The sequence below is a fragment of the Verrucosispora sp. WMMD703 genome, assembly GCF_049178935.1.
Taxonomy (GTDB): Bacteria; Actinomycetota; Actinomycetes; order Mycobacteriales; family Micromonosporaceae; genus Micromonospora; species Micromonospora sediminimaris.
Genome location: NZ_JBMHMM010000004.1, coordinates 2,722,703 through 2,743,174 on the forward strand (window position 1 = coordinate 2,722,703; position 20,472 = coordinate 2,743,174).

A 20,472-nucleotide genomic window follows, 5' to 3' on the forward strand; every position below is an offset into this window, starting at 1 on the left:
CAGCCTTCCCCATCGTGAGACGACCGTCCGAGCACGGCCGCGTCGCGGTCAGGACAGGGCGGTCCGGACCGTTGGGCTGGCAGCCGTACGCTCGCAACGTGGCACGCCGGTGGTCTGCTGGTCCACGACGAGCGTGTCCCATCACAGCGCGGACGCGCCGGAGACGTAAGTGACGCAGTGTCACGATCGCGTGTGACGTGGAGTCACTGCCAAGCGGGTACGTCACGCAACCACGACGGCGGCGCTGATGCGACCGGCGCTCTCCTGCGCCGTACGCTCGCGTCGTGAACCATCCCGATGTCGATGCGTGGGAGGCCTGGCACCCGGTCCAGATGGCCGAACGCCTTCGCGACCTGCCGGTCCCCTGGTACGTCGCGGCTGGCTGGGCGGTGGATCTGTTCCGCGGCGAGCCGACCCGGGCCCACGGGGACCTTGAGATCGCCGTGCCTGCGGCGCATTTCGCGCTGCTGCCGCCGCTCTTTCCCGAGCTCGACTTCTGGGTGCCGGCGGGCGGGGGCGCGCTGGTGCCGTCGACGGCCGACGCCTTGGCCGGCGACTCGCATCAGACCTGGGCCTGGGATCCGGCGGCAGGCAGGTGGCGCTTCGACGTCTTCCGTGAGCCACACGACGGGGAGGTCTGGATCTGCCGCCGCGACGAACAGCGGATCCGGCGGCCGTATCGGGAGATCATCCGGCGCAGCGACGGCGGGATCCCGTACCTGGCTGTCGAGGCCGTACTGCTGTTCAAGGCAAAGCACCCGCGCGACAAGGACGAGGCCGACTTCACCGGCGTGCTGCCGCTGCTGTCCCGCGCGGAACGCGGCTGGTTGGACGCGACGCTCGGCCTGGTCCACCCGGATCATCCATGGCGAGCCCGGCTGCGGTCGTGTTGACCCGCCTCGGCTCGTGTCGTCGCCGTGGTGCCTGTCCTGGTCGGCCGGTCTGCCGGCCGACCAGGACAGATGGTGTTCAGGTGGCGGTGCACACCGGGGTCAGGCCGGTGGCGGTCCCGGTGCCCTGGAAGCCGAACTCGGTGGACTGGCCGGCGTTCACTGAGCCGTTGTAGCTGACGTTGCTGAACTGCACGGTGCCGCTGCTTCCGCTGCGGTTGGCGTTCCACGCGTTGGTGACGGTGGCCCCGGAGGGCAGGGTGAGTTGGACGCTCCAGCCACTGATCGGCGCGGTGCCGGCGGTGACCCTGACGGTGGCGACGAACCCACCGGTCCAGGAGTTCAGCGAGACCGTCGCGGAGCAACCGGTGGTCGGCGGCGTGGTCGGTGGCGGTGGGGTGGTCGGATCGACAGGTGGCGTGGTCGGCGGGACGGACGGCGTCACCGGCGGCGTGGTCGGCGGCGGGGTGGAGTTGCGGCCCTTGTTCAGCTCGTCGAGAACCGCGTGGTAGGCGGCCTTCTTCTGGTAGCTGCCATTGCCGCCGGTGAACAGCAGGCCCCGCTCCGAGGAGCGCCACGACTCGCTGTCGGAGATGCCCCAGACGGTGATGCCGGTGCACTGTGCGACGTTGAGGCAGGCCCGTACGACCTTGCGGTAGTTCTCCGCCTGGCCTGCGCCGATGTCGTTGTTGCTCAGGTCGTCGTCGATGTCCAGCTCGGTGATGTGTACCTCGACGCCGAGGTCGGCGAAGCGTTGGATGTTGGCCTGGATGTCGTCGGTGATGACGCTGTTCGGGTTGTCGTTGAAGTGCGCCTGGAACCCGACGCAGTCGATGTACTGCCGGTAGTTGCGGACGATGTCGTACAGCGCGTTGGCTTTGCGGTTCGGGGTGCCGCCCTGGACCGTGAGGCCGTCGACGTCGTAGTCGTTGATGCAGAGCTTGGTGGTCAGCCCGCCGGCCTGCACGACCTGCTTGGCCCGGATGAACGAGTCCCGGATGACGTCGGTGTCGCCGGCGTCGAAGAAGTCGCCGTCGCCGTTGGCGTCCCGGTTCATGGAGTGCGGCCACTGGTTGCGTCGCCGGCCGGTGTTGTTGTCCTCCAGCGCTTCGTTGACGACGTCCCAGTACGCGATCCTGCTGCCCCAGCGGTTGATGGCGTTGCCGATGAAGGTGTTCAGCGTCGCCTGGCTGGCACCCTGCAACGCGCCGGCCTGGGAGTGCCAGACCAGGGTGTGGCCGCGGACCAGCATGTTGTTGCTCTGGGCGTGGTTGACCAGGGTGTCCGCACCGCTGGTGTTCTGCAGCCCGCCGCTGGAGGTGGCGATCCTGTCCGGCTTCATGTCGTTCTCGGGCGTCAGTTGGCTGAACTCCTGCCCGACGATCGGGTAGAGCCGGTTGGGTGAGGCTGCGACGCCGAAGAACAGCCCGGCGTTGGCGGCTGCGGCCCGCAGCGTGGTCTCGGCCGCCGCGGCCGGGGCGCTCGACTGGACCGCGACAGCGCTGCTTATCAGCAACAACACCGCCGTCGGTAAAGCTGTTCGAGCAACCTTCCTACGCTGCCTCAGGTCGCTGTTCACGGGCCCTCCCTTGGTGCTGGACGTCATCAATCGACGTGTATGCATGCCCCCGGAACGGTCAGTCTCGATACCGGCCTGCCGCACTGTCAACAACTTCCGGAAACATTCCGGAAATGGCCGTGAGGTCGGCAACCAGGATGCAGTCGTTGCGCAGTCGGGCGACGTACCGACTCATGGCTCCCGTCGGTGCGGCGAGCCGCTCAGCGTGGGCCGCCCGGCTGAACCAGGCCCGTTTCGTAGGCAACGATTACCAGTTGCGCCCGATCACGGACCGCCAGCTTGGTCAACAATCGTCCGACGTGCGTCTTGACGGTGGTCGGGCTGAGATTGAGGTGCATGGCCAGTTCCGTGTTGGACAGGCCGCGGGCGATCAGCGTGAGCACTTCCCGTTCCCGCTCGGTCACCGCCGCCAGCCGTCGCGGCAGCGGCCGGGCCGGCTCGGGCCGACGCGCGAACTCGTCGATCAGCCGGCGGGTCACCGTCGGCGCGAGCAGCCCTTCGCCGGCGGCCACCACCCGGATGCCGGCCAGCAGGTCCGCCGGCGGGGTGTCCTTGAGCAGGAACCCGCTGGCCCCGGCGCGCAGCGCCCCGTAGACGTACTCGTCCAGGTCGAAGGTGGTCAGGATGACGACCCGGGTGCCGACGCCCGTCGGGTCGGCGCAGATCCGTCGGGTCGCCTCGATGCCGTCCATCTCCGGCATCCGCACGTCCATCAGCACCACGTCCGGCCGGTGCTCGGCTGACAACGCCACGGCCGCCGCGCCGGTGCCCGCCTCGGCGACGGTGGTGAGATCCGGTGTCGAATCGACCAACAGCCGAAAACTGCCACGCAGCAGCGCCTGGTCGTCGGCGATCAACACCCGGATCACGCGGCCGCCCGGTAGGGCAGGCTGGCCGTGACGACGAAGCCGCCGCCGGGGCGTGGACCGGCGTGGAACTCGCCACCGTGCAGCGCCACCCGTTCCCGCATCCCGATGATCCCGTGTCCCTCCCCGGCGGTGGAGACCGGCCGGCGGCCGTCGTCGGTCACCTCGACCCTGACCTTGCCGGGCGTGACGGTCACCGTTGCCCGGCAGATGGCCGGTGCCGCATGCTTCACCACGTTTGTCACCGCCTCCTGCACGATCCGGTACACCGCCAGACCCACAGACTCCGGCACCGCTGCGGCCGGTTCCTCCCGCCGTACGTCGAGCCGTACGTCGACACCGCCGATCGCCGCCTGCCGGGCGAGCGCGGGCAACTCGTCCAGCCCGGGCGCCGGGGCATACGGGGCGCCCTCGCGCAGCACGCCGAGCACCCGGCGGACGTCGGTCAACGCGTTGCGACCGGTCTCTTCGATCACCCGCAGGGCGGCGCCCGCCTCGCGGGGGTCGGCCTCGGCGACGTGGTTGGCGACGGCCGCCTTCACCACGATGAGGCTCAGCGTGTGCGCGACCACGTCATGCACGTCCCGCGCCACCCGTAACCGCTCCTCGGTGGCGGCCTGGCGGACCAGGTGCTCGCCCTGACGGGCGGCCAGGGCGCGGCGCTCCCGAACCAGCCAGCCGATCATCCCGGCAGGCACGATCATGACGGCGGCGTAGCCGACCGCACCGGTCCGCGACCAGAGATCACTCTCGCTGAACACCAGGGCGACGCTCACCAACGCGAGACAACCGGCAGCGCAGAGCACCGACCGGTACATGCTCGTCGACACGGCCACCGTGTAGACGGACAGACCGACGGCGAGCCCGGGCGCGGCGGCGGCATAGCTGGGAACCACGCCGGTGATCAGGGCGACGGCGGCGACACAGCTGATCACGACGGCGACTGTGACCGGCCACCGTCGCCGGACGGCCAGCGGCAACCCGAGGGCCATCCCGACGAGCACCGACACCCACAGCGGTTCGTGCACACCACCACGTAGCGGCGATTCCAGCGCCGCGTACGGGCCGAGCAGCCCACCGACCGACACGGCGAGCACGGCGTCCACGGTGGCCAGTTCCACCGGCCGCAGCCGCCGGGTCAGCAGGAAGGCGGTCACCTGCCCGAGCGTATCGGCCGGCCGGACCCGGCGCGTCCACCTGTGGGTGGTCATCCTCAGGCAGGACTTCTGCCGCGTTCCGGCACCCCGGGTCCACTCAGGGGCGGACCGGAAAGTGTCTGCACCGGCACGACGCCCGACACCTGCCGGAGCCGGCACGCTGGCGGACATGACCACACAGACGGTGATCCTGACCGGGCTACGGGCGGTGTACGGCGCCGGAGCGCGGCGGGTGACGGCGCTCGACGACGTGACGACCAGCTTCGCCAGCGGCACGTTCACCGCGGTGATGGGTCCGTCGGGCTCGGGCAAGTCCACCCTGTTGCACTGCGCGGCCGGGTTGGACAGGCCGACCGAGGGGACCGTGATCATCGGCGGCAGTCGCCTCAACGAGCTGGGCGAGGACGAGTTGACTCGGCTGCGTCGCGAGCGGATCGGCTTCGTCTTCCAGGCCGTCAACCTGGTGTCCACGCTGACCGCGGCACAGAACGTCGAGCTGCCGCTGCGCCTGGCCGGGCGCCGCCCCCCGGCCCGTGACGTCACTGCCGCGTTCGACGCCGTGGGGCTGGTCGATCGGGCTGGCCACCGGCCGAGCGAACTGTCCGGCGGCGAGCAGCAACGTGTCGCCGTGGCGCGGGCGTTGATCACCCGTCCCGCGGTGGTCTTCGCCGACGAACCGACCGGGGCGCTGGACAGCGCGGCGTCTCGACAGATCCTTCGGCTGCTGCGCGCACTCGTCGACGACCACCGGCAGACCGTCGTGATGGTGACCCACGATCCGATCGCCGCCGCGTACGCCGATCGGGTCCTGCTGCTCGCCGATGGCCGCATCGTCGATGACATGACCGGCGGGATCACCGCTGCGGTCGTGGCCGCGCGGATCGCCGAGCAGGAGACGGCACCGGCGGAGATCGCCGGGGAGCGGTCGTGCTGAGCCTCCGAAGGTCGGTGAGCGCGTTCGTGGTCGTCGCCGCCGGCGTGGCACTGGTAGCGGCGACCACCCTGCTGCTCGCCTCCGGACGCCCGCAGGTGCCCGACCGGCTGGCGTACGCGGCAGTTGTCGTCCAGAGCCCCGAGGCCGGTGCCTCGGCCGACTCGTTCGCGCCGACCCGGCCCTGGTCGGCTGCCAGGGCGGCGGAACTCACCAGCAGGCTGACCGAGGTGCCGGGGGTCACGGCCGCGGTGCCGGACCGGACCTTCTACGCCCAGGCGCTGGTCGACGGCCGGCCCCCGGCCACCGACGGCCAGCGAGAGGACGCCCACCAGGGACACGGCTGGTCGAGCACCCGGCTGGGTGGATTCCGTCTCACCGCCGGCGAGGCGCCCCGGCAGGCCGGCGAGGTGGTCGTCGACCGTGCGCTGGGGCTGCGTCCGGGCAGGCCGATCACCCTGCTCACGGCGGCAGGGCCGCAGTCGTACACCGTCACCGGTCTGGTCGATGCGCCCGGTGTCTACGTCGCGGACGAGGTCGCCGCCGCGCTCGCGCCCGGCGTCCGGGCCATCGGTCTGCTTGTCGCGGCGGGTGCCGATGCCGAGGACGTCGCCGCGGCGGCCCGCGGCGTCGTCGGCGGCGACGGACGGGCGCTGACCGGCGACGGACGCGGAGCGTTGGAGCCTCGGGGCGACGCCCGTACCCGCTGGATCGGCATGCAGGTGCTCACCGCCACGGCGGCTCTCGCCGGCTTCGTCACGGTCTTCGTGGTCGCCTCCGCCTTCGCGTTCACGGTCGCGCAGCGCCGCCGCGAGTTGGGTTTGTTGCGCGCCGTCGGCGCGACGAGTGGTCAGATCCGCCGCATGGTGTACGTCGAGGCGCTCGTCGTCGGTGTCACTGCGGGGATCGCCGGGCTCCTGGTCGGCGCGGCGCTCGCTCCGGTGCTGGGTCGACTGCTTGTCGACGTCGGATTCCAGCCGGCGACCTTCCGGGTCCGCTACGAGCACTGGCCGGTCGCGGTGTCGCTCGCCGCCGGGCCGGTGATCGCGCTGCTGGCCGTCTGGTCGGCGTCGCGCCGAGCAGCACGTGTTCGCCCACTGGAGGCGTTGCGTGAGGCGGCCGTGGAGCAACGGCCGATCGGACGGCTACGAACCGCCACCGGGGCGCTCCTCGTCGCGGTGGGGGTCGCTCTCAGCCTCGGTACCGCGACGTCCGACGACGCCCGCAGCGCCGCCACGTTCGCCCTCTACGCGGTGATGGCCCTGGTGGCCGGTGTCGCGGTGCTGGCACCGACGGTCGTCGGCCCGGTGGTGCGGATGCTGCGTCTGCCGGTGCGTCGACCGGGCGGTGCGATCGGGATGCTGGTCCGGGCCGGGGCGTTGACCGCGACCCGGCGGACGGCCTCGATCGCCGCCCCGGTGCTGCTCACGGTGGCGTTCGCGGTGCTGGTCTCCGGCATGGTGCGCACCACGACGGCCGCCTACGCGGCGGGCCGGGCCGACAACGTGAACGCCGGCTGGATCGTCGTGCCCGACCGCACACCTGGCCTGTCGGACCAGGCCGTCGCGGCGACCGGGGGCACCGCCCTGCTACCGACGACGGTGTTTGTGAGCGACCCGGCCAGGCCGCCGGTGAACCGGCCACTGACCGCGCTCGGCGTGGACCCGGCGGGCTTCTCCGCCGCGAACCGCGCGCTCACCGTCATCGCCGGCTCCCTCAGCGACCTCAGCGGCGGTGACACGGTCGTTGTCACCGCATCGGCGAACCGCCAGCCAACCGATCGGTACGCGCTGGTCTTCGCCGACGGGGAGCTGGTGTCGCTGCGAGTCGTCGCTGTCGTCGCCGACGACTCGATCCCGGGCGATCTGCTCCTGCGCCGGTCCGTGGTGCGGGAGCACGACCCGTCGGCGCTCTCGTCCGCGGTGTACGTCCAGGAGCTGATCGATCCGCCGGCCGGAGCGCGGATCCTCGACGTCGAAGGGTGGGCGGCCGAGGCGGATCGTGCGGAGGATCGCCTCGTCTGGCTCGCCACGCTGCTGCTGATCGGTGTCTCGGCCGGCTACGGGGCTGTCGCGGTGGCGAACACGCTGCTGATGGCCGCTGCCGGCCGGCTGCCAGACCTGCGGCTGATCCGGCTGGCCGGAGCGACCCGCCGGCAGGTCATCTGGCTGGTCGCGGCCGAGTCCGCCCTGGTGGTGCTGATCGGGGCGCTGCTCGGAGGCGCTGTGGCGTTCGTCGGTCTGCTGAGCATCCGTGCCGGACTCGCCGAGCAGGCCGGTGTACCGGTCGACCTGGTGGTGCCATGGTCGGTGGTCGGCGGGGTGGTGGGCCTCTGCCTGCTGCTGGCGGTGCTGGCGAGCGCGCTGCCGACCTGGCGGTCACTACGCCACCAACCCGCGCGGTCGCCCGTCGACGTCGTGGCGTGAACCCCTACCGCCGTCCGCGTCACCAGGCCCGGGTCGGGCGGTTGTTTCCTCCAGCAGCGTCCACGAAGGCTCTCCACCAAGGACCGAGCGTCCAAAGCCGAAGCGTCCTGACCGGCGCTGGGGAGCCCAGTGGAACGTGCAGCGCAGTTGCCGGATCAGGTCCTGGTCGTCGGCCTCGGTGGTCAGCTGCCGGCGGAGGCCTGCGATCGGTGCGCTATCGCCGGGCGGCGGCGGCCCGCTGGCGTGCCGATTCGTACAGCACGACGGTTGCGGCGGTCGCCGCGTTCAGCGAGCTGGCGGACCCGAACATGGGGATCCGGACGAGTTGGTCGCAGGCTTCGCGCCAACCGGAGCTGAGACCGGTGGTCTCGTTGCCGATCAACGTCAGGGTGGGTTGTGTGAAGTCGTACTCGGCGGCGTCAAGGACGCCGTGCTCATCGGTGCCCATGATGCTCATGCCGATGCCGTCGGCACGGATGTCCGCGACCCAGGAAAGAACGGCCTGGTGGGAGGGGACCCGGACCACGGGCAGGGCGAACAGTGAGCCGGTGCTCGCCCGGACCGCCTTCGGGTCGTACACGTCGGCGGCGTGGCCGGTGACGATGACGCCGCCGGCGCCGAAGGCGTCCGCCGACCGAACGAGGGTCCCGATATTGCCGGGGCTGGTGGGCCGATCGAACACGACGGTGAGCATGGTCGGAGAAACCGGGATCCGCCGGAGATCGTCCTCCGGCAGCGCGACCACGGCCAGTAGCTCTGGCACCGCATCTGCCTTACCGCCGAGGTCGTGCATCAGGTCACGCGAGACGGCGAACGTCTCGGCCCGTACTGTGTCCAGGGTCTGGCGTGCCCAGCCGGACAGGTGAGCGTTGGCGTCGTAGAGCAGCTCCCGGACCTGCCAGCCGTGTGCGACGGCCATGGTGATCGGGCGCACGCCCTGCACGATGAACTCGCCGCGTCGCTGCCGCTTGGTCCGGTTGCCGAGGAGAGCTTCCCACTGCTGGAACCGAGCATTGCGGCCACTGACTCGCACCACCACTGCCAACCCCGCCTCCGTCGACGTTGCCCGCCAGAGCCTTGCGCCTGCCGAGCGTTCACCGGCCACGGGGGTGGATGCCGGCCGGACGGCCACGGGCTCCGACGCCTGCAAGACCCTCCGGCAGCATCTCAGGAACGGACGGGGTCTGTCGCCCCGGCGAACGACGATGCGCCAGCCAGGACCGCGCACACCGTGACCGCGAGGAGACCTGTCGTCGGGTACCGCAGCCCGCGATGGTCGCGGGGATCCGGTACGCGCGACAAGGCGCGTAGCAGTCCTGACGCCTCATCCTCGGTGACGGCGGGTGGTGACGCGTCGGGGTAGCCGGCGGCCACGGACAGTGCGGTGATCGGGCTTGAGGGCACCGGCGGGTGAGATCCTCGGGGCGTCGTGAAGCGTAGCGAACTCCATGATCACCGATGCGGTCCCACCCGCTCCACTCGCGCCGCGGGCCAGCTCCAACGGCGACCAGTCGCTCGATCATTTGCCATTGGAGGAGGCCCGCTCAGGTCAAGGGCGCACTACCGGACGAGATATCTGTCACCGGACATCGGTCAGCGAGGGGCGGTGAAGTTGTACAACTCCGACGCGGTGTCGTCGAAATAGGGTGACCACCACAGGGTCGGTGCCGCGTACGAGTTGAGCGTGCTGTTGACCCCGTTGAGATAGCCCCAGTTCCCATCCCAGTTGATCAACCACGGGCCGCCGCTGGCGCCTGCGGTCAGGTCGCAGTTGATGCGGATCCGCGCCCCGGACTGGGTCGAGTTGCCGCTGCACCTCAACAGGTTGCCGCCGTCGAACGGCGCGCCGCTCGGGTAGCCGAAGTTGTTGATGCCGACCGTGAAGCCCTGGTGCGTACGGAAGCCGTGGCCCCCGAACTGGTTCACGATGCGGACACCGTTCCGGGTGTTCATGATGGCCACGGCCATGTCGGCCTCCCAGTTGGAGCTGTCGATCCAACTGCTCCAGGTCCACAGCTCGCGGGCCGTCCAGGTGCCGTGCGGCCGAGGGTTGGCCAGGTCATCGTCGTACGCCGGGACGAACGACCAGTTGGTGGCGAGACTGCTGCCGGGGCCGCCGTGGATGCAGTGGCCAGCGGTCCACACGGTGTTGAAGCCGACCGAGTTGATGACCGCGCCGGAGCAGACCCACGATCCGCCGTCCATGTTGAAGAAAACCTTGCCGTTGGACCGGGCGGTCGGGTGGTTGGAGCCGAGGTTCGGGTTGATGGCCTGCGTGGACATGCCCGGGGTGCCCATCAGGCCCGCGAGCGGAGGCACATCCACCGGCCTGGACCGGTTGGTCGGCGCGGCGGACGATGTCCCGCCACTCTGGGCGAAACGCCGTGCCGCGGCCTTGTACGAGGGAGACTCCTCGACGGGCTTGGCATTGCGCATCCGCTCGGGCGTCCAGTACGCCTCGATCGCCGAGTCGGCAGTCACCTGCGCACCGTACCGCTGCCTGCCGGCCGCCCACGCCTCGGCGCTGACGGCCGTGCCCACCTGACGGATGCTGTCACCGTCGGCGTGCGGAGCCGCCTGCGCCGGCTGACCGATGGTCAACAGCGGCAGGGCCAAGGCCAGGGCCAGGATGGGGTAACTTAGGCGCCGACCACCGATTGTTCTTGCTCCCATCGAACATCCCTCTTCCCGGGTCGTGTGAGATGCCGGGGATCGCCCCGGTCGATCTCGAGTTTTGGTCCTGAACGACTGGTCATGCGGCCATCCTGAACCAGGTTGGACACCGTTGGGTTGCCGATGTCGAGAAAGAGACAGACGTCCATCGATTCATTGCCGATCCAAGGTCGCCGATCAGCCGTCGTTATCGTGGCCCCGCCCGGCGGGCCCGATGCCGGCAAGCGCATCGTGGAGGCAATCGCTCTCCCGCGCCGTCGGACTTGCGGAGCAAACGCACCAGTCGGGCCCGAGCGTTTCAGGTCAGCAGCTGGAGACAATGCCGGTAGAAGTCCTCCTGTTTCACCGTGATCGCACATCGCACGACGCGTCCGTCGTCGGCACGTACCGTGCGCCCCTCGCTTGCGCCATCCACCACGACAGTGCACCGCACCTGGTCGAAGGTGAACAGCTCAGGTGCGGCGAGATACGACGTGGCCAGGCTGTCCCAACAGCAGTACGGCGAGCCAACCGTCTCGACGGTGCCAAAGGTCATGGCGAGCAACGAACCTGCCAGATCGCTAGCCGGATTGCCGTAGTGCGCCCCGAACGCGCGGACGAATTCATCGGTGACCGGTACCTGGTTTGTCACGTCGAGCGGGAAGAGGGTGATAGGTATCTGGGTGGCGAAGACTCGCTGGGCCGCCTTCGGGTCGCAGTAGACGTTCCATTCTGCGGAACCGTCGTGGCCCGGTTCTTCCACGTTGCCCGCCACATCGAACGCGCCTCCCATGAAGACGATCTCGCCGATCGCCTGTTCAAGCCATGGGTGCTTGTCCAAGCACCAGGCGAGGTTGGTGAGCGGCCCGGTGACGAGAATGGTCAACGGGGTGGCCGCCTGTTCGATCCACTTCACGAGTTGTTCGTGCGCCGGGAGGACCGGTCCGGGCGTACGCTCCCGCGGCGGAAAGCGGTTGAGCACGGGCAGCGCCTCCACCCGCAGCGCGTCTGTTCGCCATGCCATCGGAAACGGGTGGGGGCCGGCGAGACTGCCGGGCGCTACCTGCACGTGCGGAAGGTCGGCCAGGTCGAGAATCCGGTGAGTGACTGACAACGCGGGCGCCAGCAGACAGTCGGCCGGCGTGACGGCGACCCCCTGCAGGTCCACGTCGTAGCGGGTCAGCAGCAGTAACGACAGCAGATCGTCGAGGGAGCCGTCGTGATCCATGATCACGGTGCGGGCGGGTGTCCGGGTCTCAGTCACAAAGGTCCTCCGATTCAGATGACATGCCAATGCCGAATACCGTTCGCAGGTGAAACGCGTCGCCAGGCCCGAACGCGGCCGGCCGTCGTCTGGGCCCGACGTAGGCCGGCCAGGGACTTCGACACAGGGCTAGCGCTGTCGCGGACTCAGTGGGGCATGGCTCAACTCGCTCGCACGGGGATAGCTCGGTATGCAGAATTGCCGCGTCACCGACACCGCGGCGGCGCGGCAGGCCAGCAGCACCGCTTCCGCAAGCGGCATGCCCGCCGCAATGCCGGCGGCCAGCGCGCCGACGAAGCCGTCGCCAGCGCCTGTCGTATCGACCACCTTCACCTCGGGCGCTGGCACGTGCATCTCGCTGCCTTCGCGGATGACAAGCGCTCCCTGAGCGCCCACGGTCACCACCACGGTCGCGGTCCTGATCTGTCGGCGCAACTGCGCGGCCTCGGCGGAGAGGCCGCTGCGCGTGCTATCGGCGCGCTCGCCGATCAACCGTCGACACTCGGCGGCGTTCAGCACCACCAGATCCGCGCGAGCCAGCAGACGAGCGGCGTCCGGATCGGACCTCGGCTGGGTGAACGGCTCGACCGGGCTCGGATTGAGCACCACGGTGACGCCGGGCACCGCGGCGGCGGCTGCTGCCGCCGACACCGCCACCGGAATCTCGCCCTGTAGCACCAGGACCGCACCCGGCCGCAACAGCGCGGCTCCTGCGGCGGCCACGTCAGCTGTGAGACCGTCCGCCGCACCAGCCCAGGTCATGATGTACTGCTGCCCACGGGAATCCAGGCAGATGAAGCTGCGTGCGGTGGGCGGATCTGTGCGTGGGCAAGCGGATACGTCCACCCCGTCGCGCGCCAGCGTGGCCAGCGCCTCGGCACCTTCCTGGTCTCCGCCCACCGCGCCGATGAAGCGTGCTCGCCCGCCGAGCCGCGCCGCGGCCACCGCTACGTTGGCAGCCTTGCCTCCGTGCGCGGACGCGGTGCCGGTCGCCGCCACAGTCTCGCCCACCGACGGCAGTCGATCACCGAAAATGTAGAAGTCGACGGTGTAGGCGCCGACCGCGAGGACTGTCACGGTAGGGGCCCGCTCATGGCGTGATTCCCAGTGCACACGGTGCGATGCTGCTCGCGTCGACCGTGACCTCGACGTGGGGATGTCGGTGGGCGAGCGTGACCGGCATCGACACGTCAGGTTCAGTGGTCAGGAGCAGCACTCGTACGATGTAGCGCTTCCAGGCGCCGCCATCGGTGATCAGGTGCAGCCGTCGCGCGGACAGGATCTCGGCCATCCCCACGGTCACCGCCATCCGGGGGATGGCCTGTGTGTAGCCACCGGTGGTGCGGTGTGAGTGCGCGACGATCGTGTCCTCCAGCAAGGTGACCACGCGGGTGGTGGACTCGGCGAACTCGTCCACGCTGTAGTGGTGCCAGCGGCTCGACGGCGGCTCGTTGAAGGCCAGGTGCCCCCGGTATCCGAAGCCGGCGAAGCACGTGTCAGCGCCGCCGACCTCTGCCAGCCGGGCGGCGAACTGATCTGGGGCGAACACGTCCGGGAAGACGATCTGGTCGGGATTCGGCCGCAGGTCCGGTCGGAGCAGGTCGTACAGATTGCGGTCGCAGAAGCCACGGAAGCTGAACGGATGGGTGGACGGCAGTGGCCGGCCCTGCCAGTCCAGGAACTCGTCCATGTGGAACGCGAAAACGTTGGCCCAGCTGATGCCCTCGGCATTGCAGATGTTCGCCAAGATGGGGTATTGCGCTTTCGGGCCGACCGGCAGTATCCACCGGGTGGGTGCACCGCGATCATTGTTGGTGCGTAGCTCATCCGCCATGTCTCGGGCGAGCCGCTCATACAGGTCGGCCGTGTCTCGGTGGATTGTCAGCGGGTAGCGGGAGACCTTTGCCAGCTCTTCGGCTGTCATCGTCAGGTTTTCATCGGTCAGCTCGTGCGCATACCGGGGATACCGAAACATATCACACTCCTTGCCAGATAAAATATCGGAGACCGGCGCTGAGATCAATGATCGCCTACGTTTTCGATAAGGCAAGAAAAATCAAGGCGAATCACGCCGATTCGCCCAAGCCCCACTTATGCGCATCAACGAACCCTGTGGCAGCCCAGGCTGCGGCCAGGAACCACTGCCGCATAGTTCAAATACGATAAAAACCACCCGTATGGTGTCGATCCACAACCATTTTCGAACGTTGACATCAGGCGATGATTCCACTAGCGTCACGCCCCAGTAACCGTACGTTAACCTGTTTCGGTGTCGTGGCCGCGTAACGATCTTGAGTCCACCGATACCTCGATTGAAGCGTGGATCGTTTCTCTTGCTGAGGAGTCGCACAGTCGTGAGCCAGCGAATTGCCCATTCGAAGATCACCAAGAAATTTCGGTCCAACAACAAGCAGCTCTTGTTCTCCAAGGGAAAGGGGGGCGAGGTCGAGGCTGTCGATGGAGCGACCTACCTTGACTTCGTCATGGGCTACGGGCCAGTGATTCTCGGCCACGCGACACCAGAATTCACCGAGCGGTTCAGCCGCTACCTGAGCAACGGCGTCATGATGCCCGGGTACTCGCGCTTTCATGAAGAATATCTGGATCGACTGCTCGCGCCACGGCCGGGTGCGCGGGGAGCCTTTTTCAAGACCGCTTCGGAGGCGATAACGGGCGCACTGCGTATCGCCGCGATGGAAACCGGTCGACTCGGTGTCATCCGCAGTGGGTACATAGGCTGGCACGACTCACAGGTCGCGAATTCGCTCAAGTGGCATGAGCCGCTGCATTCACCGTTTCGTCAGAAGCTCCGCTATGTCGATGGGATGCGCGGAGTCACTGGTGACGAGGCCGTGCACAACTGGGTCGACCTGCGACTGGAATCCCTCGCCGAGATCATCGACACTCACCGGGACCGGCTGGGCTGCTTCGTCTTCGATGCCTACCTGGCGTCGTTCACGACTCCCGCTGTGCTTGCCCAGGCACTCGCGATGTGCCACGAAGCGGGACTGCTCACTGTCTTCGACGAGACCAAGACCGGTGGCCGGATCTCCCCTCTTGGCTACGCGCACGATCTCGGGCTGGAAACAGACCTCATCGTCATCGGCAAGGCGCTGGCGAACGGAGCGCCGATCAGCGTCCTGATCGGACGGCCCGAACTACTGATCCACGCTGAACGCGCCCGGCTCAGTGGCACCTTCTCCAAGGAGATGCTCGCAGCCTATGCCGCCCTGGCCACCCGGGACATCCTGGAACAGCCGATCGGCGATTCGCCGAACGGCTGGGCCGAACTGGGACGAATCGGCACCAGAGTTGCGGAGACGTTCTCCCAGGCGGCCAAGTCGGCGGGCGTGGCCGGTTCGGTGTGGGCCCAGCCGGTGCTCGGTGGAGGCATGTTCGAGTTGGTCTATTCCGACGACGTTCTCGGGGACAAGACCCGCCGGGAGAACCTGCTCGCCGCATTCGCGGCCAACGGAATCCTGCTGCTGGAGGGGCATCCGTCCTTCGTCTGCCTCGCCCACGGCCAGACCGACTGGGCCGACCTCGAGGACCGAGCCACTCGTGCGCTGCGCCTGTGGTCGACTGATGGCGAGGCAGATGATGAGTGACCCGCTGCGTCTCGCGCTGGTCGGCTGCGGCCGCCAGATGCGCCAGAACCTTCAACCGTTCCTGCATCGCCTGCCCGCCCACCAGACGGTGGCCTGCGTCGACCCCGATCCTGACCTGGTTGCGTCGATGGGCGCCGTCACCCGGGCGACCGTGTTGGCCGGTGCGGTCGAGGAACTCGATCTGAGCACCATCGACGCCGCCCTGATCGCGGTCCCCCCGATACCGTCCTTCCAGATCACCGACTACCTCGTGCGGCGGGGCGTCCACTGCTTCGTTGAGAAGCCGGCGGCTCCGTCGACCCCTGCCCTGAGGCAGCTCGACGAGGTGATCCAAGGTTCCGGTCTGCACGTCCAGGTGGGTTTCAACTTCCGGTATGCCGAAACCCTGCAGCATCTGCACGCGCTCACCGCTGCGGCGCGGCGCGCGCCGGTCGAGACGACCATCGACTTCTACAGTCGGCATCCGTCCGCGCCTCAGTGGGGGTGCGACACGACCCTGGAATCCTGGCTCCGGCAAAACGGGGTGCACGCTTTCGACCTGGCTCGCTGGTTCTCGCCCGCGCAGGTACGGCGGGTGGACGCGCACGCGATCCGCAACGGTGAACATCGCTTCCTCATCAACGTCACCCTGCGACACGAGGACGGTTCGCTGACCACCTTGCGGATGGGCAATCACACCAAGAGTTTCCTCGTGGGGCTCAGTGTGCACACGGTCGACGGCAGCCGGTTCACTGCCGGATCGCTGGAGCAGATCCGGCTCGACGTCGATGCCGGACGTCCTTCCGGAACGTTGCTACACAGCACACGCAACCTCGACGACGGCTGGGCGCGCAGCGGCTTCGGGCCGGAACTCGCCGCGTTCCTCGACCACTGCCGCGGTAAGGCGCCGGCGGACAAGCCCGCGCCGATCATCGGTGACGCGCTCGGTGCTTCGATACTCATCGACCAGGCCCTGGCTCAGCTCGGTTCAGCACCACACCTGACTGCTCCGGCAGGCGGAAACGGAAAGAGCCGCCGAGCCGATCGTGTGGAGGTGCGCTAGCATGGCCGACCGGACCGGCAGGGCTGGCACTCTGGGCTGGCTGTCGGTCCATCTTCGGCCGCAGGGCTGGCTGCTGTTGCTCTTCACCGTCGCCACGGTGGCCGCGCACCTGCTCGCCACCCTGATACCGCTGTACGTGGGCCGTGCCTTCGACGAGCTGACTCGTCAAGACCCGGCCCTCACAGTGGTGGTGAACGCTGCGTTGGTGATCGCCGCGCTGGGCGTCGGACGGTTCCTGGCGGACCTGCTCTCCGCCGGATCGATGGAGATCGTCGCGCAGCGGGTCAAGCGGGATGCCCGCGACCAGCTCTTCCGCAGCCTGCTGGACAAGGGTCAGGCATTCCACGACCGGCAGCGGATCGGGGACATCCTGGCCCGCACCATCAACGACGCCCGACTCGTCGACTACCTGATCAGTCCCGGCGTCGCGACCGCCTTCAACGGAGTGATCGCGCTCGCTATCCCGATCATATTCATCGCCACGATGCGCGCGGAGCTGCTGCTGGCACCAGCGCTGCTCGTCACCGTGTTCACCTTCGCGCTTTGGCGGCACGTGCGCCGGTTGCATCCGTTGACCCGCAGGCTGCGACGCAGGTTCACCGATCTCAACGAACAGTTCTCCGAAACTCTGACCGGTATGGCCACGGTGCAGGCATCCGGCCAGGAGCGGAACGAGCTCGCAAAGTTCGACACCGCAGCCACGGCGTACCGGGACGCCTATGTCCGGCGCGGTCACGCACAGGCCGTGTACCTGCCGGCCTTGGGTTTCGGGCTGGGTATGGCGGCAGGGGCGGTGCACTCGCTGGCACTCTTCTCCGCCGGTGAGCTGGCCCTTGCCCAAGTGATCACCTACCTCGGTTGGCTGGGTCTGTTCGCGGTGCCTATCTCGATGTCGGAGCAGTCCGTCCCGGTGATCCAGGAGGGATACGTGGCCTGCGCCCGGATGCACGAGTTGACCGATGCCGACTCCGACCAGCGTGAACAAACCGGCGGCACCACCGCGATGGTGACCGGAAGCGTGACCTTCGACCGAGTGAGCTTCACCTACCAGGGCCGGGTGATCCTGCGGGACGTGTCCTTCCACCTGCCTGCCGGCCGGACACTCGCCGTGGTCGGCCCGACGGGCAGCGGAAAGACCATGCTCACGAAGCTCGTCAACCGCACCTACGACGTCACCGGCGGGCGGGTTCTCATCGACGGGCGAGACATCTCGGACTGGCAGCCGGGCGCGCTGCGGCGGCAGATCGGAAACGTGCACCAGGACGCGTTCCTGTTCTCCAAGAGCGTGTTCGACAACGTCGCCTTCGGTGTACACCGACCAGTCAGCTCCGACGAGGTGTCCAAGGTCGCTCAACTTGCCCGCGCGGACGGATTCATCCGCCAACTGCCGCAGGGCTACGACACCGTACTCAACGAGGGCGGCAGCACCCTTTCCGGTGGCCAGCGGCAACGTCTGGTGATCAGCCGGGCTTTGATCGCCGACCCACCCATCCTCACGCTTGACGACGCGACCAGCGCGATCGACGCGCGGACCGCCCAAGAGATCACCGACGCGATTGACGCCCTGACCACCGGACGGACCACCATCCTCGTGTCGCACCGCCCTGACCAGATCCGGCGGGCCGACCTGATCCTGGTGCTCGACCGGGGAGAGGTGGCCGGCCTTGGCAGCCACGCCGAGCTGATCGATCACTGCGCGTTGTATCAGGAGATATACCGATGAGCGACCTCTTCGCCGGGTTGCATCCTGACGACTACGACCGGGTCTACCGTAACCGCGAGTTGATCGCCCGGATCGGCCACCGGCTGCGCCCGGGTACCCGGCGTATCGCGCTCGCCGTGGTCCTGACAGTGGGTGCTTCGATACTGACTTCAGCGGTTCCGGTGGCCATCGCCCGGATGATCGACCAGGTGCGTGATGGCAGCCATCTCACCTGGACGATCAGCGCGTTCGTCATCGTCGCCGCAGCGGCGGCATGGGCCATGAACTGGGGCCGGCAGCGGCTCATCGCCTGGCTGGTCGGCGACCTCGTGCTGCGATTGCAACGGGAGGTGGCAGAGGCGGCACTGGCTCGGGACGCCTCTTTCCACGACCGGCATCCAGTGGGCAAGGTGCTGAGCCGGGTGACCGGCGACACCGAGTCCTTCAGCGCGGTCATGACGCTGACGCTGAATTTCTTCAGCCAGATGGTTCTGGTAGTGGTACTCGGGTCGGTGGTGTTCGCCGTCGACCCTCGTCTCGGCCTGATCCTGCTGGTCGTGACGCCCCTCCTGGTAGGCGTCGCGTTGCTGTTCCGCCGAATCGCCCGCGTCGCCGCCCTGCGCACCCGGCAGGTCATGGCCCAGGTCAACTCGACCGTGCACGAGTCGATGGTGGGCATCCTGATAGCCAAGAGCTTCGGCCGGGAGGAGAGCCTCTACCAGGACTTCCGGCGAGTGAACCGACTGTCCTATCTGGTCTACGTCCGGCAGGGCCTGATCTACACGGTCATCCTGCCGGTGCTGACCATGATCTCGGTGCTGGGTACTGCCGCGCTACTCGTCGGCGGCGGCAGCCTTGCCATCGATGGGAGCCTCTCCGCCGGGGACTGGTACTTCGCGCTGCACGCGCTCGGGCTGTTGTGGCTGCCGCTCACCCAGGCCGCCTCGTTCTGGAGCCTGTTCCAGCAGGGGCTGGCCGCCAGCGAACGGGTCTTCGCACTCATCGACAGCGAGGACAGCGTTCGGCAGACCGCCGCCGAGCCAGTCGCCGACCTGCGCGGCGAGATCGAGATCCGTGATCTGCGATTCGGGTACGGTTCCGGGGCGCTCGTTTTCGACCGGCTCAACCTGCGGATAGCCGCAGGCGAGACAGTGGCCGTCGTGGGACGTACCGGCGCGGGCAAGTCGACCCTCTCCAAACTGGTCCTTCGCGGGTACGAGTTTCAGCAGGGCGCGTTGCTCATCGACGGCCGCGACATCCGCCGACTGGACCTGGCCGAATACCGGCACCGGCTTGGCGTGGTGCCACAACTCCCGTTCATCTTCGCCGGCACCCTCGCCGAGAACATCGCCTACGCTCGGCCCGGCGCCGACCGGGCCGACGTGCAACGGGCGGTTGACCAACTCGGTGAAGTCTGGGCCCGCTGCATACCCTTCGCGCTGGACGATCAGATGGCCAGCCTCGGACGGGAGCTCTCCACCGGCCAGCGCCAGCTCATCGCGCTGGCCCGCATCTTCCTCAAACAACCGGCAATCCTGCTGCTCGACGAGCCGACCGCGAGCATCGATCCGCTCACCGAGGCTGGAATCCAGCAGGCGCTGACGCGGCTCATGGCCGACCGGACGGTCCTGGTGATCGCGCACCGGCTCGCCACCATCCGTCACGTGGACCGGCTACTGGTGCTCGACCACGGGCGGGTGGTCGAGGAGGGTGATTTCGACACGCTACTTGCCGCGGGTGGCCACTTCACCGACTTGTACGCCAGTTACTACGCCCATCAGCAGACCGGACGAGAGGCGGAACAACGCCAGTGGACGCGATCCTGACCAGCCTTGACCAACTGGGCAGAACTGCTGAGCGAGACGGCCTGACCTGTGTCGTCGGCGCGGTCATCCGCGATCCAGACGGGCGGGTGTACCTGCAACGCCGCGCGCCTCACGTCCGTCTCTTTCCGGGTTGCTGGGACATCGTCGGCGGCCACGTGGAACCGGGGGAGACGTTACCCGCTGCATTGGCTCGCGAGGTCACCGAGGAGACCGGCTGGCGGCTCGACCGGATCACCGATGTGGTTCACGTATTCGATTGGACCGGTGCTGACGGACAACGGCGCAGGGAAGTCGACGTCCTGGCGACCGCCGATGGCGACCTTGGCCAGCCCCGCCTGGAAGCCGGCAAATTCACCGAGGGTCGCTGGTTCGACGAGAAAGGTCTGCAGGAACTGCTGACGAAGGAAAAGGCCAGCGGTGATGCCGCCATGATCAAACTGGCTCTTCGGGCACTGACTTCGCAGCAAACCCGACCCGAGGGAACGGTCCTGCCCTTGACGTCGCGATGAAGACGGGCCTGCTCGCGGTG

The 20,472-nt window shown here is 68.3% G+C and carries 17 protein-coding genes; 8 read left to right on the forward strand and 9 right to left on the reverse strand.

Translation table 11 applies throughout. From position 1 onward, the window contains the following. Positions 1-284: 284 nt before the first annotated feature. Positions 285-893, forward strand: coding sequence for a nucleotidyltransferase domain-containing protein (locus ACN26Z_RS13025; protein ID WP_282239064.1), 609 nt, complete (start codon positions 285-287; stop codon positions 891-893). 76 nt (positions 894-969) lie between these two features. On the opposite strand, the gene ACN26Z_RS13030 is transcribed toward ACN26Z_RS13025, so the two are convergent. From ACN26Z_RS13030 to ACN26Z_RS13040, 3 genes are all read right to left on the reverse strand, one after another. After that, positions 970-2,412: an endo-1,4-beta-xylanase gene (locus ACN26Z_RS13030; protein ID WP_348774975.1), complete on the reverse strand. Its 1,443-nt coding sequence runs from the start codon at positions 2,410-2,412 to the stop codon at positions 970-972. Positions 2,413-2,669: 257 nt separating this feature from the next. Then, positions 2,670-3,338, reverse strand: coding sequence for a response regulator (locus tag ACN26Z_RS13035; protein WP_282239062.1), 669 nt, complete (start codon positions 3,336-3,338; stop codon positions 2,670-2,672). After that, the gene (locus ACN26Z_RS13040) at positions 3,335-4,492 is read right to left on the reverse strand and encodes a sensor histidine kinase (RefSeq protein ID WP_421461401.1); all 1,158 of its coding nucleotides are present in this window, start codon (positions 4,490-4,492) and stop codon (positions 3,335-3,337) included. Before ACN26Z_RS13040 ends, ACN26Z_RS13035 begins: the two co-directional genes overlap by 4 nt. 169 nt (positions 4,493-4,661) lie before the next feature. Here ACN26Z_RS13040 and ACN26Z_RS13045 point away from each other — a divergent pair, with 169 nt between their 5' ends. Further along, positions 4,662-5,426: an ABC transporter ATP-binding protein gene (locus ACN26Z_RS13045; protein WP_421461403.1), complete on the forward strand. Its 765-nt coding sequence runs from the start codon at positions 4,662-4,664 to the stop codon at positions 5,424-5,426. After that, positions 5,420-7,849 (forward strand): FtsX-like permease family protein, encoded by a 2,430-nt coding sequence (locus ACN26Z_RS13050; RefSeq protein ID WP_421461405.1) that lies wholly within the window; start codon positions 5,420-5,422, stop codon positions 7,847-7,849. The genes ACN26Z_RS13045 and ACN26Z_RS13050 overlap by 7 nt, the downstream gene beginning before the upstream one ends. A 214-nt stretch (positions 7,850-8,063) precedes the next feature. Here ACN26Z_RS13050 and ACN26Z_RS13055 read toward each other — a convergent pair whose 3' ends face one another. The 6 genes from ACN26Z_RS13055 to ACN26Z_RS13080 form a co-directional block, all read right to left on the reverse strand. After that, entirely contained in the window at positions 8,064-8,894 is an 831-nt protein-coding gene (locus ACN26Z_RS13055; protein ID WP_421461407.1) for a TrmH family RNA methyltransferase, read from the reverse strand. Between the two features lie 122 nt (positions 8,895-9,016). After that, positions 9,017-9,253, reverse strand: coding sequence for a transposase family protein (locus tag ACN26Z_RS13060; protein WP_421461409.1), 237 nt, complete (start codon positions 9,251-9,253; stop codon positions 9,017-9,019). 189 nt (positions 9,254-9,442) lie between these two features. Next, positions 9,443-10,522: a trypsin-like serine peptidase gene (locus ACN26Z_RS13065; RefSeq protein WP_421461410.1), complete on the reverse strand. Its 1,080-nt coding sequence runs from the start codon at positions 10,520-10,522 to the stop codon at positions 9,443-9,445. A 298-nt stretch (positions 10,523-10,820) separates the two neighbouring features. Next, positions 10,821-11,765: a nucleoside hydrolase gene (locus tag ACN26Z_RS13070; protein WP_282239056.1), complete on the reverse strand. Its 945-nt coding sequence runs from the start codon at positions 11,763-11,765 to the stop codon at positions 10,821-10,823. A 129-nt stretch (positions 11,766-11,894) separates the two neighbouring features. Then, positions 11,895-12,878, reverse strand: a complete 984-nt coding sequence (locus tag ACN26Z_RS13075) for a PfkB family carbohydrate kinase (RefSeq protein ID WP_421461412.1) — start codon at positions 12,876-12,878, stop codon at positions 11,895-11,897. Next, positions 12,856-13,788, reverse strand: a complete 933-nt coding sequence (locus ACN26Z_RS13080; RefSeq protein WP_421461414.1) for a hypothetical protein — start codon at positions 13,786-13,788, stop codon at positions 12,856-12,858. The genes ACN26Z_RS13075 and ACN26Z_RS13080 overlap by 23 nt, the downstream gene beginning before the upstream one ends. Before the next feature lie 331 nt (positions 13,789-14,119). Between ACN26Z_RS13080 and ACN26Z_RS13085 the strand changes: the two genes are divergently transcribed. Genes ACN26Z_RS13085 through ACN26Z_RS13105 form a run of 5 tightly spaced genes read left to right on the forward strand, consistent with a single transcriptional unit; the run spans position 14,120 to position 20,452 of the window. Continuing rightward, on the forward strand, positions 14,120-15,373 hold the full coding sequence (locus tag ACN26Z_RS13085; RefSeq protein ID WP_282239053.1) for an aminotransferase class III-fold pyridoxal phosphate-dependent enzyme: 1,254 nt from the start codon (positions 14,120-14,122) through the stop codon (positions 15,371-15,373). Next, complete coding sequence (locus ACN26Z_RS13090; RefSeq protein WP_282239052.1) at positions 15,351-16,415, forward strand: Gfo/Idh/MocA family protein; 1,065 nt, start codon at positions 15,351-15,353, stop codon at positions 16,413-16,415. The genes ACN26Z_RS13085 and ACN26Z_RS13090 overlap by 23 nt, the downstream gene beginning before the upstream one ends. A 1-nt stretch (position 16,416) precedes the next feature. Further along, positions 16,417-18,138, forward strand: a complete 1,722-nt coding sequence (locus ACN26Z_RS13095) for an ABC transporter ATP-binding protein (RefSeq protein ID WP_093409585.1) — start codon at positions 16,417-16,419, stop codon at positions 18,136-18,138. Continuing rightward, a complete protein-coding gene (locus ACN26Z_RS13100) occupies positions 18,135-19,943 on the forward strand; it encodes an ABC transporter ATP-binding protein (protein WP_421461417.1) in 1,809 nt (602 codons plus the stop codon). The genes ACN26Z_RS13095 and ACN26Z_RS13100 overlap by 4 nt, the downstream gene beginning before the upstream one ends. Then, positions 19,928-20,452 carry an NUDIX domain-containing protein gene (locus ACN26Z_RS13105; RefSeq protein ID WP_421461419.1) on the forward strand — a complete coding sequence of 175 codons (525 nt, stop codon included), beginning with the start codon at positions 19,928-19,930 and terminating at the stop codon, positions 20,450-20,452. Before ACN26Z_RS13100 ends, ACN26Z_RS13105 begins: the two co-directional genes overlap by 16 nt. Positions 20,453-20,472: the final 20 nt, after the last annotated feature.